Raw genomic sequence first — 13978 nt, forward strand, 5'->3', positions numbered from 1 at the left:
GCTGCGGCCCCTTCTTCATGGGCAAGAGGTTTCAGCCATGTTCGTCAAAGCACTTCGAGTGGGCCTCGGCCACGTCATCATCGCGGGCGACTTTCTTACCCGCCCACGCAAAAAGCAGCGTTCCGCCGAGCAACAGGCACAGGTGAATGCAGCGGCCAAGGAGCTGACGCTGTATCAGTTCCACGCTTGCCCCTTCTGCGTGAAGACCCGCCGCACCCTGCACCGCCTGAATGTGCCCGTCGCGCTGAAAGATGCGAAAAACAACGAACAGGACCGCCAGACCCTGCTTGAGCAAGGCGGCAAGATCAAGGTGCCGTGCCTGCGTATTGAAGAAAATGGCCAGGTCACCTGGATGTATGACTCCAAGGTGATCATTGATTATCTGGACAAGCGGTTTGCTGGGGTTTGACCGCCTACCGCTGAATCGACAGTTCCAGTAGCGCCGAGCCCAGGCACTTGCCATGGGCATCCAGCGCCAGCGAGCGGGTGACGCCACCGCGCAGGATGCCCGGCAACACGAAGTTCAGCGCCTGCACATTCGGCAATTCATAGCGTCGCACAGGCGCTGCGTCGGGCTCACGCAACCCCGCGAAAAATTCGGCCACGCGTTCAGCTGTCAGTTGCTCGCACAGCAATGGGTAGTCTTCAGCACGATAGGCAATGATCGAAATATTCGACGTGTCGCCTTTATCCCCGGTGCGGGAATGGGCCAGCCTCTGCAGCTTCATGCTTGAATCCTCGGGTTGACCACATCACGCGGCAGCAACAACGACGCCACCGCTACCACTTGCCGCACGCTTTTGCTCGCGCCGCCGCCGCCCGACGGGCCGTTGGTGTAGAGGGTTTCCACTTCATTGCCGACGCGCACCGCCTCATCGCGCGCCTCACAGCGCGCCGCCACGCGCAGGCGCACTTCCCAGGGCTCGACCGAGCTGCGCGGGCCGTGGAGCGAGTCCATGCCGATCAGTTCGGCACGCACGTCCTGCATCTTCACGCCCATCAACTCAAGGCGCTTGAGGACTACATCCCGCGCCAACTGCGCCCGCGCGACAGCGCCGGGGCCACCGTAGGACATCTGCCCCTCTCCAATCCAACCGTCCAGATAGCCGACGCTGACCTTCAGCTGTTCGGGCCGCGCACGACCGTCTGCACCTTGGGTGCGAACGCGATCAACGCCCTCCTCCACAAACCCCACGTGGGAAAAATCCGCCGTCACGTCAGGCGTGAGGTACGCCGCCGGGTCGTGCACTTCATAGATCAGCTGTTCAGTGCAGGTCGCACGGCTGACCCGCCCGCCGGACCCAACCACCTTGGTAATCACCGCCTCACCGTCCGCAGTGATCTCGGCCAAGGGGAAACCCAGACGCGCCAGGTCCTCCACATCCTTGAAACCCGGATCGGCGAAATAGCCGCCGCTGACTTGCCCGGCACATTCAAGCAAATGCCCCACCAACGTGCCGCGCCCCAGGCGCTGCCAATCGTCCGCGGCCCAGCCGAATTCAAACATCTGTGGCGCTAGGAACAGTGAGGGGTCGGCCACGCGCCCGGTGATCACCACGTCCGCATCCGCGTGCAACGCCTGCAGAATGCCGTCGACACCCAAGTAGGCATTCGCGGAAATCAGCCGTTCGCCCAAGCCGCCGACCGTTTGGCCGTTATCCAGCAGAAAGTCAGGCTTCAACACATCCAACACGTCATCGCCGACCACCGCGACGACCTTGAGCGCAAGGCCCAGTTCACGCGCAATTCGCCGCACTTCATTGGCCGCCGACACCGGATTGGCCGCGCCCATATTGGTGATCACCCGCAGGCGACGACGCCCGGCCCTTACGCCCACAAACGGCAGCACGCGGCGCATACGCTCACTCAGCAGCGGGTCGTAACCGCCCTCGGGATCGCTGATGCGTGCCTGTTGTGCCAAGGCAATCGTGCGTTCGGCCAGGCATTCGAACACCAGGTAATCCAGTTCGCCCTGCTCGGCCAGTTCTACGGCAGGTTCGATACGGTCGCCGGAATAGCCGGCGCCGGAACCGATGCGCAAGGTTTTCATCTCAAATAACTCCCAGGAGCAACGCGGTCAGGGTCATCAACACCGACGCGGCAAACAGAAACGGAATGGTGAAGCGCTGGTGATCAGCCAGTTCGATCTTGCACAGGCCCACTAGCAGGAAGGTCGCGGGGGTCAGCGGGCTGACCGGGAAGCCGGTGGTGTGCACGCCCAGCAACGAGGCCTGGGCCACTTGCAGCGGGTCGACGCCCAGAGCCTTGCCGACTTCAGCGATCACCGGCATCACGCCGAAATAGTAGGAATCCGGGTCAAACAACATGCTCAATGGCATGGAGATAAAGCCCACCACCGCCGGGATCAACTTGCCATGGCCGGCCGGAATCTGCGCCACCGCCACTTCGGCAATCGCCTTGAGCATGCCGGTGCCCTGCATGATCCCGGTGAACACCCCGGCGGCGAGCAGGATGCTGGCCATGGTCAGGGCGGTTTTGGCATGGGCGTCGATGCGAGCGCGCTGAGCGTCCACATTCGGATAGTTGATGCACAGCGCCACCACGGTGCCGAGCATGAACATCACCACGGGGTCGACCCAACCGGCAATCATCACCACCATCACCAGCACGGTCAGAATCAGGTTGACCCAGAACAGGCGCGGGCGACGCAGCTTGATGTCATCGTCACTCAGTACCCGCTGTGGCACGGCGTCCACTGTCGAACCGGCGCCGAGACCCAGGCGTTTTTCTTCGCGACGGCCGAGCCACCAGGCGCAGGCGAAAACGAAGACCAGGCCGACGATCTGCACCGGGATCAGCGGTTGGAACAGATCCGCCACGGGCACGTGCAAAGCCGCCGACGAACGCAGCACCGGGCCGGTCCACGGCAGAAAGTTGACCCCGGCTGCCATCGCGCAGACACACGCCAGAATGCGTTTATCGATGCCCAGCCGTGTATACAGCGGCAGCATCGCCGGCACCGTCACCAGAAAGGTCACTGCGCCGGAACCGTCCAAATGCACCAACAGCGCCAGGGTCGCGGTGCCTACCACAATGCGTGTAGGACGCGTGCCGACCGTGCGCAGAATGCGATCGATGATGGGGTCGAGCATGCCGGCATCGGTCATGATCCCGAAAAACAGGATCGCAAACACAAACATCCCCACCACGGGGGCGACGTTCTTGATACCGGTGATGATGAAGGCGCTGGTTTGCAGGCCGAACCCGCCGAGCAACGCGGCGATGATCGGCAAGGCGATCAGGGCCACCAACGGCGAGAGGCGTTTGCTCATGACGGCAGCGAGCAGGCACAGGATGGTGATGACACCCAGGGTAGCGAGCATGGGTTACTCCAGAGCGGCCTTGGTGGCCGGTTATTGTTTTCCCTGGAGTATTGGAAGCGGGTTAGTCTTTGTAAATTGGAATATTCACCCGCTAGTGTTCGGAAAAACAAAATGAAGAACAGTATCCAACACATTCAGGCATTTCTTGCCGTGGCTCGCACTGGCAGCTTCACCAAGGCTGCCAATGAGCTGCATCTGTCACCTTCGGCGCTGACGGTGCAGGTGCAGCAACTGGAGGACTGGCTTGGCGTCGCCCTGCTCGACCGCAGCCCGCGCCACGTCAGCCTCACCGCCGCAGGCCAGGACGCGCGCGGCCCCATGGAAAAACTGCTGCTGGACCTGGACAACATCGTCACCGGCTCCCGCGACCTCGCCGCCCTGCGCCGAGGCGTGGTCACCATCGCCGCCCTGCCCTCGGTGTGCGCCGGCAGTTTGCCGCCGGTTCTACGCTTGTTTCGCGAGCGCTTTGCCGGAATCGAGGTGCGCCTGCATGACCTGGTGGCCCATCGCATTCATGCCCAGGTGCGTTCCGGCGAGGTGGATTTCGGTATCGGCGTGCGTGCACGGCTCAGCCATGGCCTGGAATTCGTACCAGTGCTGAATGATCGCCTGTGTGCGTTCGTGCCGGTGGATCATCCGCTCACCCGCCATCGCCAACTGACCCTGGAGCAATTGGCCGACCAGCCGATCATCCTTACCGGGCGCGACAGCAGCGTGCGCGAACAAGTGGATGCGCTGTTCGATGAGACACGCCTGACAATGAACGCCGGGATGGAGGCCAACTACATGTCGACGGTATTGGCCCTGGTGCGCCAGGGGCTTGGAATCAGTGTGCTGCCGGAGTCGGCGGCGGACAGTTTGGAGGGATTGAAGCGCATCAACATCGATCATCCCGGCGTGAACCGGGAGATCGGCTTGATCAGTCGCAGTGGGATGGGCTTGAGCCCGGCAGCGCAGCGGTGTTTCGAGTTATTGAGCAACGAATTGCGCGGGTGATCAATCCAGCATCGCCACATGCTTGGGATGGCTGGCAACACGCTTCAACCACGCTTGCACACCCGGATAAGCCTCCAACTCAAAACCACCCTCATTCGCCACATGGGTGTAGGCATACAAGGCCACATCGGCGATAGAGAACTGATCGCCCACCAGGTAAGGCGTCAGCTGCAATTGGCGCTCCATGACCTTGAGCGCTTTGTAGCCGCCCTTGTGCAGCTTCTTGTATTCCTCCAGGCGATCCTCGGGCAGCCCCAGGTAAAACTGGATAAACCGCGCCACCGCAATGTACGGCTCGTGGCTGTACTGCTCGAAGAACTGCCATTGCAGCACTTGGGTGCGCAGGCGCGGCTCAGACGGCAGGAATTCACTGCCATCGGCCAGGAAATTGAGGATCGCGTTGGACTCCCACAGGCAGGTGCCGTCTTCCAGTTCCAGCACGGGGATCTTGCCGTTGGGGTTCTTCGCCAGGAATTCGGCGGTCTGGGTGTCACCCTTGAGGATGTCCACATCGATCCATTGATACGGGATACCCAGCAGGCTGAGCATCAATTTGATCTTGTAGCAGTTGCCCGACTTGTAATCGCCATAAACCTTGTACATGGGGCTCCCCTTATGCCGCTTGCGCGTGCTGTGCTTGACGGACCACCGCGGCCAGGCGCTTGAGACCTTCGTCGAGGCGGGCCGGGTCGATATGGCTGAAATTGAGTCGCAACGAACCGTGATGCTGGTCCGGCTCGGAAAAGAACGGTTCACCGGGCATGAACGCGACGTTCTGCTCCAGCGCTTGCGCCAACAAGGTGCGGGTGTCGAGTGGCTGTTTCAAGGTCAGCCAGAAGAATAATCCACCTTGGGGCACTTGCCAGTCGGCCAGATCGGCGAAATGACACTGTAGCGCCGCCTGGAATGCATCGCGGCGCTGGCGGTAAAAACTGCGCAGTTCCACCAGGTGGTGTTGGTATTTTTCGCTGCCGATCCACTGCATCGCCTGCCATTGGCCGACGCGGTTGGTGTGCAGGTCAGCCGATTGCTTGAGCTTGAGCAGGTGCGGGAACAGGTCCGGGCTGGCGATCAGGTAGCCGACGCGCAGGCCGGGCAACAGGGTCTTGGACACGGTGCCGGTGTAGATCCAGCTGGCCTTCTTCAGGCGCCCGGCGATGGGTTTGGCGCTGCCGCCGTCGAAGGTCAGTTCGCGATAGGGCTCGTCTTCGATCAGGGTCACGCCGAATTCATCGAGCAACGCGGCGACGGCTTCGCGCTTGGCTTCGCTATAGCGCACGGCCGACGGATTCTGGAAGGTCGGGATCAGGTAGATGAACGCCGGACGATGGCGTTCGAGGCTGGCGCGCAACGCGCTCAGGTTCGGGCCGTCAGCCTCCAGTTGTACGGTGAGACAATCAGCGCCGAACAATTGGAAGATCTGCAACGCAGCCAGGTAGGTCGGGCCTTCCAGCAGGATCTGCGTGCCTTTGTCGATGTACAGCTTGGCCGCCAGGTCCAGGGTTTGCTGGGAGCCGCTCACTACCAGCACCTGGCTGGCCTGACACGGCACGCCGAGTGCGCGGGCTTCGGCGGCGAGTAACTCACGCAACTGTGGCTCGCCTTCGCTCATGCCGTATTGGCCGATGTTGAGGGGCATGTCGTCCCAGTTCAGCGCGGGCAACATGGCTTCGGCCGGCAGGCCACCGGCGAACGACATCACTTCCGGGCGCTGGGCTGCCGCGAGGATTTCACGGATCAAGGAGCTTTTGAGGCGCGTAACACGTTCAGAGAAGGCCATAAGGTCACCGGTAGCAAAGCCTGTGGGAAATACGTCAAACTGGTTGACCGAAATTACGACGACTCACACGGATACGTCAATATGCTTGACCTTAAAAACCCCACCGCTCAGCAAGAAGCGATGGAAGCGTTCTTCTTCGGCTACCAGGCGTTTACCGCCAAGGCCGATGAGATGCTTGAGCGCCGCGGCCTGAGCCGGGTGCATCAGCGCATTGTGTTTTTTATCGCGCGCTACCCGACCTTGAGCGTGAAGGAACTGCTGGAATTGCTCGGCGTGAGTAAGCAAGCCCTGAACATTCCTCTGCGGCAATTGCAGGAAATGCACCTGGTGATCAGCGTTGCCTCCGAGACCGACAAGCGCAAACGCCTGCTCGAATTAACCGAGGAAGGCCTGCGTTTCGAACAGTCGTTGCGCCGTGAACAGGTAAAACTGTTGCAACGCGCCTTCAGCGAGGCGGGCGAAGAAGCGGTGGCAGGATGGCTGGCGGTCAATCAGGCATTGAGCGCGAGCTAGCCCTTCGCACCGCTATTCGAAAACATTATTTGCTTTATTTGTATACAAAAGCATAATTCGCCTCGTGCGAGTTCCTGACCTATTGGTCAACAAAACCCGCCAGTACCTCAAAGCGCTGTTGCCCACATCCGTGACCGGCGCTGGAAATAACAATAAAACTCTTGAGGAGTACTCGCTGTGGATAGCCGCAAATCCGAAGCCCCTACACTGGACATCGCCCCGCCTAATAACAGTTGGCTAGAACGCCTGTTCAAGCTCAGCTTGCATGGCACCACAGTGAAGACCGAGCTGATCGCCGGCCTCACCACCTTCATCACCATGGCCTACATCATCTTCGTCAACCCCAACATCATGGCCGACGCCGGCATCGACCACGGCGCGGCATTCGTCGCCACTTGCATCGCCGCCGCGCTGGGTTGCCTGCTGATGGGGCTGTACGCGAACTGGCCGGTGGGCCTGGCGCCGGGCATGGGTTTGAATGCATTTTTCACTTACACCGTGGTCGGCACCATGGGCTACACCTGGGAAACCGCGCTGGGCGCGGTGTTTATCTCTGGCGTGCTGTTCATGGGCCTGACCCTTTCCCGCGTGCGCGAATGGCTGCTCAACAGCATCCCCGTGAGCCTGCGTCATGCCATGGGCGCGGGCGTGGGTTTGTTCCTCGGGGTGATCGGCCTGAAAACCGCCGGGATCATCGTCGACAGCCCGGCCACGTTGATCAAGCTCGGTTCGCTGCATGAACCCGCGCCACTGCTGGCGGCGCTGTGCTTCTTGCTGATCGCCATCCTCAGCTACCACCGCGTGTTCGGCGCGATCCTGATCAGCATCATCGCCGTCACCTTGGCTGGCTGGGGCCTGGACTTGGTGCATTACAACGGCATGGTGTCTACACCGCCGAGCCTGGCGCCCACCTGGATGGCCATGGATATCAAAGGTGTATTCAATGTCAGCATGATAAGCGTGGTATTCGCATTTCTTTTTGTACACATGTTTGATACCGCAGGTACACTGATGGGCGTCGCGCAACGGGCCGGGCTGGTCAATGCCGCTGGCAAGATCGACAACCTGTCCCGCGCATTGAAGGCCGACAGCGCCTCCAGTGTGTTTGGGGCGATGGTCGGTGTGCCACCGGTGACGAGTTATGTGGAAAGTGCGGCTGGCGTCGCCGCTGGCGGTCGCACCGGGCTTACCGCCGTGACCGTGGGTGTGCTGTTTGTGGCGGCGATGTTTTTTGCCCCGTTGGCCGGCATGATCCCAGCGTATGCCACTGCGGGCGCGCTGATTTATGTCGCGATGCTGATGATGGCAAGCATGGCCCATATCAATTGGGACGAAGCCACCGACAGCATTCCGGCGATCGTCACGGCGATCATGATGCCGCTGACCTTCTCGGTTGCCGACGGTATCGCCCTGGGCTTTATCACGTACGTGGTGCTCAAGGCCGGCACCGGCAAGTACCGCGAGATTTCCGTCAGCCTGTGGGTGCTGTGCGCGATCTTTATCGCCAAATTCATATTTCTATAAGGAGTAACGGATGAACCTGGAAACCTGGCTACTGTTCAGCGGCGCTGCACTGATCGTGATCCTGATCCCTGGCCCGTTGTCGCTGTTGATGATCAGCAACAGCCTCAACTACGGCCTGCGCCGCTCGTATCCAGCGTTTCTTGGTGGGGTGTTTGCCTCGATCTGCCTGTTGAGCGCCTCGGCCCTGGGCCTGGGCGCGCTGCTGCTGGCGTCAGAGCAATTGTTCAGCGCATTGAAGATCGTCGGTGCGGCGTACTTGTTCTATCTCGCCTGGCAGAGCTGGCAGCAGTCGCGGCAACCGGCCAAGGCGGCAGAAGTGCCCTACAGCGCGCCGGTGCCGCGCTTTCGTGCGCTGTTTGGCCGCGCGTTTGTACTGGGCGCCAGCAACCCCAAGGACATCCTGTTCTTTGCCGCGTTCCTGCCGCAATTCCTCCACAGTGACCAGGCATTTTTGCCGCAGTTGCTGATCATGATTGCTACGTGGACCGCCCTCGATCTGCTGTGCAAATTGTTCTACGGCCTGAGTGCCCACGGGGCTGCGCGTTACCTGCGTAGCGGCAAGGGCCAAAGCTGGTTCAACCGCGTGAGTGCAGCGCTGTTCAGTGGCGCGGGTGTGCTCTCGCTGATAAACCTCAAGGCGTCAATTTGATGAAATAGACGCTTGGAGGCAGATCCCCCGCAACCGGCCATTGGATGCCCGCCAGGATCCGGCCCAAGCGTTGCTCCTGCAGCGCTATGTGGATTTCGGCGGATACAGTCGCCGTCATGTAACGCCAGTCTGCCGCGGCAATCCAGTCATCCGACAATCGCGTACCTAAACGCAAGTACCCCATGTCAAACCACGCGTATGAAAGGTAGTACACCTGGCCTGGGGAATTGGGGTGCGTCGCGATCCCTTCTTGGGAGAATGCAGCGCGACGGATGATCCGGAACTCCCGGACGTTGAATCCTTGTTCCTCCAGCACGCTTTTCACGGCGGCACGTTGAGCGATATCTCTTTGTACGGTAACCGCCCTGCCACCTCGTCGAAGCAGGGGGTCCAGCGGAATAGGTGGAGTGAAGTCAACCCGATACATGCCAGGCGATGCGCCTTGGTAACTGATAAATGTGGTGTTTTCGCCACGTCTACTTGGCCGCAACAGCCTCAACAAATCATCCGTCTGCCCACGCCTCGCGGGGGGTGGAGGTAACCAGTCGTCCAGTGTCGCCCGGATATTGAGCAAATGCGTCGCTGTCGCAGGGCGTTGTGGGCCTGCCAACTCAACCATCCTTGTGACGACGATCTGTCGCGTATTGCGTGTCATGGTTGGAAAGGCCTGACCCACATACTCCGTCAGTGCTCGATCGAACAGTGGCGCATGCAAGCGCCATTCACCCGCTGGCGTACGCGTTGCCGGGATAGGCTGATCACCTGGCAGCGTGCGGGTCCAACGTTCTATATCCACATAGGCGGTGGACACCAACGACTCATTCCTCGTGATAAAGACGATGCGGTTCAACGGTGCTTGAGGGCCTTGAGGCAGCAATCTGTAATAAGTGCTCAACGGCCCGCTCAGGCTGGTGTTCGGTGGCGCGACGCGCAGGACATTGAAGTCAAACCCACGACCATTGACCGGGACACGGAATATGCCGGGCGCCGGTGAGCTCAATTGGGGCGTAATCGGAATGTGCATACGCCAATCCGGCCACTGGGCAGTCGTCGCAACGGACTGGAGAATCCGGCTTTCCGTCGCTGTGCGCACAATCGGCGGCCACCAGTCAGACGGCGGTTCCACCGGTGCGCGCCAAGGAAGGAGGGTTTGCGAACTGGCCCCCGGTTGAGGTGCATCGGCGTCCAGCGACCATTCGCGGTTTTCCCGGATATAGAGCAGCAGTTCTCCCTCGGCCTCGCCACCCGGACTCTTTACTCGCAACGCCGACTCATCGCCACGTCGATACACGGGATAGCGGTGCTCGCCGTCAACCAAAAACAGCTCGCCGTTTTTTACATACACGCCCTTCTCTCCCAGCCCTTGCAGCGGTAAGGCGCCTTCGGTGGAAAGGGGCTTGCTGAAGCGCTCCATCACCTTGACCGGGCGCGGCGCCGGCGGCAGTGACAAGTGGCTGCCCCGTCGATGCAGCTGGTTCAACCCACTGCGCACGCCTGCGGTCTTGGACGTTTTGGGACCCGGTACGAGTAAGGTCAGCAGGTCGATAAACACCATCAACGTCAGGAATGCCACATCCACCGCGTCCTCGGGGCGCCGGCTGTGGTGGTAGCGCTTGGCGGCCAGAAACAGTTCATACAGCCCGACCACCGTGCCAAGCAGTGGTACAAAAGACAGAAAGCCACGCAACGACGCGTTCCATTGATCGCCAAGGCGCTGTTCACGGTAACGCGTCAGCGTTGCACTGGACGTGGCGCGGGCATGGGCGCGTTGTTGGATTTCGAGCATGTGGGTGTGGGCGAGCAGTGCCTGGATATCGCTGTGTGCGGCCGGAACGAAATCCAGCCATGCCGTGGGGGCAGCGTCGATTTGCTCCTGGATATGAGCCTCGATGGCCTGCACGTCGGCAACGGGCAGCGTGTGTTTGATCTTGAATTCGCGCAAAAGCCGGCCAATCGTCTCGACTGCCGCGAGTATGCTGTCGTGAGCCTCAGGCGTGGGCAGAAACCTGGTCAAGTGCCTTGAGGGCATGGGCAAGGCGCCGCGCCCCGGATAACTGGCAAGCGCCTCATGCTCCCAGCCGGGCGCCACCCTCCTTGCCAGGTCTTTGATACCACCAGGCATGGCACTCAATTGATGCAATGCCATCCTCGCCCGCTCCCACGTGTTGAACTCGGACAGCACCGGAAAAACCGTCGCAGACGGCCAATACACCAGGCACTGTCGGGAGCGTTGGTCGATGATCACCAGCACGCCGGCGATATGCCGATCATGTTCCATCGTGTAGCCGCGCAAGCGCACAAAGGACAGGCTGATCTGGTGGCCATTTTTGTCTAGGTCGGCCGGTGAACGCGCCGACAATGCCGTGTTGAACAAGCTTTGGCCTGCCGACGAGAGGCCCCGCCGCACGGCCGAATACACCTGCATGTAAGCCAGGTGCTGCGTAGCCCGATCTATCAACGGCCGGGAAAGCCCGGTGGGCGCCGGACTGAATGCACGCTGGATCAACACGTCGTATTGGCCGCCAATGTCCAATACCGACAATGTCTTGATCAAATAGCGCGGATTCAATCGCTCTTTCCACTCCGGCTGCAGGTAGCGCGCCCGGTTCAAGCGCCATTGCGTCCAGGGCGCCTGGGCGTCGAGGTTATGCAGGGCCAGTTCCAACAGGCTAAAGGTGGTGCGTTCGGAGCTGACGATCTTTTTGACGTGACGATCACCCACCACGCATTGACTGGAAAACCAGCCGCAATATTGAGAGCCGACATCATCGGGCATATTCAACAGCGGCTTATCCACATCCAGTTCCGGATAGAACCCATCCTGTGTCAGTTGCTTCACCAACAACCCGCGGGCAAACCCATGCAACGGCGGCAGGATTTGCCATAGACGGCTTTCCAGCGCCAGCGCGCTGGAGACATAGCGGCGCTGCAAGCGCTTATAGGGTTTACGCTGGTCGGCCGTGGCGGTGGCAAGCCACGCCGGTTGGCTTTCCCCCTGCTCGGCGGCAAACCGCATGAACGCCACATTGGCCAAGGCCAGCGTGCGGCTCTGATTGATCGGTACGCTCAAATGCTCGCGTAGCTCTTGTGCCAAGAGCGCTCGCCCGAGGGCCACGTCACTCACCTCACTGAACAACCGGCCAGGCTCATCCAGGCGTTTGTGCAGCCGGGCATGGTGTTCGACCTGTGCCTTGAAATCCTCATACAGCACATCGTGGTCCACAGCGCTGTAGCCCACGTGCACCGACTTGGCCAGGCTAAAGCGTGCGGCAGAACGTACATCTCGTCCGATGTAACGCCACAACACCGAACCGTCACGGCTACCGAAGCTGGCGCGCAGCCCTTGGGACAAACGTTCCAGATGGTCGAATACGGCCAGCCCGCCGAACTCACCGCCCACCACCAGGACGACCGGCTGGCGCAGGTTGGGCTCGGCCAGGGCACGGACAGTGGTGACCACAAACACGCTCATCAGGCGGTAGGCATTGTCTGGATGATTGCCCACTGATACCTGCAACACCCGCGTGTCACTGTTGCCGCGCTGCGTCGCCAAGGGTGTGTTGATGACTTCCAGCAATCGGTCCAAGTGCACTTGCTTGATCAACCCAAGCCGGTGCTCAAGCTGCGCCGCCAGTCGCCAGGCCCGGCGCTGGGTGCTCAAGATCAGCGATGCACGCTTAGAGCCACCGTCGGGGCGCTCAAGCCAGAAGCTCGCGTTGAATAATTTCACGTCTTCGCACTGGAGCCATTGGTTCACGATCTCAGCCTGGGCCTGGTGGTCTTTTTCAAGGGCCAGGATGGCTTGGTAGGCCTCGCTGGGCTGGCGCAGATCATTGTTTACCCACAGCGCCAGCACCGCGCTTTCATAACGGCGCAGCTCTCGATCACACGCCTTGAGCGGCAGGTCAGAGGACTGGCTCCCCAATACAATCTCGTGCTGACGGCGCTGGCGGTCCCACTCCAGCAAGGCATCCAGACTCTTTCCGAACGGCAGGCCACGGCTCATGCGCTTGCGGCCCTTTTCGATAAACCCCAGCAACCGTGAGGCCCTGCGGCTCGGCAGCGGGGTTCCCGGCGCTGACGGCGCGGTGTAATCGAGCGACAACAGCGCGCCCCATTCATTGTTCCATTGCCCGTCGAGCAAGGCTCGCGCACTGTGCGCCAGGGCATCCCCCTGCACCACCACACCAGGGTGCAGCAGGGTGTTCACCTGACGTTTTAGTGGCAGATAGTGCCAGGACTCGCTGAGCAACGACCTCTGCACCAATGCAGGCAAGTCCTCCTGAACCTGGCGCCAGGAGCCGAACTCATGAAACCCACACAACAACCCCGGCAGGTAAATCACCTGCTTCGCGTCCGCCGCCCCCGCTCGGTAAATGTGCAACGCCCCGGGAATCGCCAGCGCACCGACGCTGGCATGGGGCCAGGCCACCGTGCCCACTTGCACAGTGGCCCAGGCGCCGCCTGCACGCTGACGGGCTTCGGCGCTGGGTGCGTCCACCAGTTGCTTGACCATGGCGTAGCCGGCTGGGGAGAGTTGAAACACCTGGTGGGCGAGAAACGCCTGGTCAGCAAGCGCGGCCTTGCGCAATTCTGCCCAGCGCTCCCGGCGCGAGCGCCAGGAGCCTGGGGCGAGATGCTCCCAGTAATCGGTCATGGCGGCATTGATCCTGACGGGCAAATCGAGCTTGCTGACCCGTGACAGCGCCTCTGTAGCATTAAATGGCAAAGCACGCTCGGGATCACCAGCAAGGCTCAGCGCGGTGAAGTGATGGAGGTTGATCGGCACACCCGGGTCACGGAACAGCGCCAGGGTTCGATCTGTCAGGCTATCAACCTGTCGGGCAGGCTGCGGCGGCTCGCGAAACAGCAGGGTGTCCGGGTCCAGGGCAAACGCTTCGCGCAAGGCGTGGCGGATCACCGAGAGAATGCGCGGCGCCCGTCCTGCCAGTTCACCCAACTGTTTTGTGGTGTGCAGATAGCGCGCCTGGGTGGCATGCCACTGATTGATCGAGCGACTGGGCTGGGCCGTGCTGTTCAGGCGCCGCGTCAACCGCGTGCGAATCGCCGTCAAACGTTCGTCCTGGGTAATGTCAGGGTCGTCGAAATCAAAGGGGGCAGGATCGGGTGTTTCGGTGCTCATGGCGGCATCTTCACGGCTGAAAAAAAACC

At 61.0% G+C, this 13978-nt stretch carries 11 protein-coding genes; 5 read left to right on the plus strand and 6 right to left on the minus strand.

Going from position 1 to position 13978, the window contains the following annotated elements; genetic code table 11:
• Positions 1–37: 37 nt before the first annotated feature.
• Positions 38–409 (plus strand): glutathione S-transferase N-terminal domain-containing protein, encoded by a 372-nt coding sequence (locus OZ428_RS23750; RefSeq protein WP_269131515.1) that lies wholly within the window; start codon positions 38–40, stop codon positions 407–409.
• Between the two features lie 4 nt (positions 410–413).
• Here the strand turns inward: OZ428_RS23750 and OZ428_RS23755 are convergent, their stop codons facing one another.
• Genes OZ428_RS23755 through OZ428_RS23765 form a run of 3 tightly spaced genes read right to left on the minus strand, consistent with a single transcriptional unit; the run spans position 414 to position 3344 of the window.
• Positions 414–728 (minus strand): AtuA-related protein, encoded by a 315-nt coding sequence (locus tag OZ428_RS23755; RefSeq protein ID WP_269131516.1) that lies wholly within the window; start codon positions 726–728, stop codon positions 414–416.
• Positions 725–2050, minus strand: a complete 1326-nt coding sequence (locus OZ428_RS23760) for an acyclic terpene utilization AtuA family protein (protein ID WP_269131517.1) — start codon at positions 2048–2050, stop codon at positions 725–727. The genes OZ428_RS23755 and OZ428_RS23760 overlap by 4 nt, the downstream gene beginning before the upstream one ends.
• Position 2051: 1 nt before the next feature.
• A complete protein-coding gene (locus OZ428_RS23765) occupies positions 2052–3344 on the minus strand; it encodes a CitMHS family transporter (RefSeq protein WP_033900869.1) in 1293 nt (430 codons plus the stop codon).
• Between the two features lie 111 nt (positions 3345–3455).
• Here OZ428_RS23765 and OZ428_RS23770 point away from each other — a divergent pair, with 111 nt between their 5' ends.
• Positions 3456–4340 (plus strand): LysR family transcriptional regulator, encoded by an 885-nt coding sequence (locus tag OZ428_RS23770; RefSeq protein WP_033900868.1) that lies wholly within the window; start codon positions 3456–3458, stop codon positions 4338–4340.
• On the opposite strand, the gene OZ428_RS23775 is transcribed toward OZ428_RS23770, so the two are convergent.
• A complete protein-coding gene (locus tag OZ428_RS23775) occupies positions 4341–4943 on the minus strand; it encodes a glutathione S-transferase family protein (protein WP_016976364.1) in 603 nt (200 codons plus the stop codon). It lies immediately after the preceding gene.
• 10 nt (positions 4944–4953) lie between these two features.
• On the minus strand, positions 4954–6120 hold the full coding sequence (locus tag OZ428_RS23780) for an aminotransferase-like domain-containing protein (RefSeq protein WP_269131518.1): 1167 nt from the start codon (positions 6118–6120) through the stop codon (positions 4954–4956).
• Positions 6121–6201: 81 nt separating this feature from the next.
• Here OZ428_RS23780 and OZ428_RS23785 point away from each other — a divergent pair, with 81 nt between their 5' ends.
• The 3 genes from OZ428_RS23785 (at position 6202) to OZ428_RS23795 (ending at position 8806) form a co-directional block, all read left to right on the plus strand.
• Positions 6202–6633 (plus strand): MarR family winged helix-turn-helix transcriptional regulator, encoded by a 432-nt coding sequence (locus tag OZ428_RS23785; RefSeq protein ID WP_269131519.1) that lies wholly within the window; start codon positions 6202–6204, stop codon positions 6631–6633.
• Positions 6634–6810: 177 nt separating this feature from the next.
• Positions 6811–8157, plus strand: coding sequence for an NCS2 family permease (locus OZ428_RS23790; protein ID WP_269131520.1), 1347 nt, complete (start codon positions 6811–6813; stop codon positions 8155–8157).
• 10 nt (positions 8158–8167) lie between these two features.
• Positions 8168–8806 (plus strand): LysE family translocator, encoded by a 639-nt coding sequence (locus OZ428_RS23795; protein ID WP_269131521.1) that lies wholly within the window; start codon positions 8168–8170, stop codon positions 8804–8806.
• Here OZ428_RS23795 and OZ428_RS23800 read toward each other — a convergent pair.
• Positions 8790–13949 carry a dermonecrotic toxin domain-containing protein gene (locus OZ428_RS23800; protein ID WP_269131522.1) on the minus strand — a complete coding sequence of 1720 codons (5160 nt, stop codon included), beginning with the start codon at positions 13947–13949 and terminating at the stop codon, positions 8790–8792. The two genes, OZ428_RS23795 and OZ428_RS23800, sit on opposite strands and share 17 nt — an antisense overlap.
• Positions 13950–13978 lie beyond the last annotated feature (29 nt).

The organism is Pseudomonas sp. GXZC (assembly GCF_026967615.1).
Taxonomy (GTDB): Bacteria; Pseudomonadota; Gammaproteobacteria; order Pseudomonadales; family Pseudomonadaceae; genus Aquipseudomonas; species Aquipseudomonas azotoformans_A.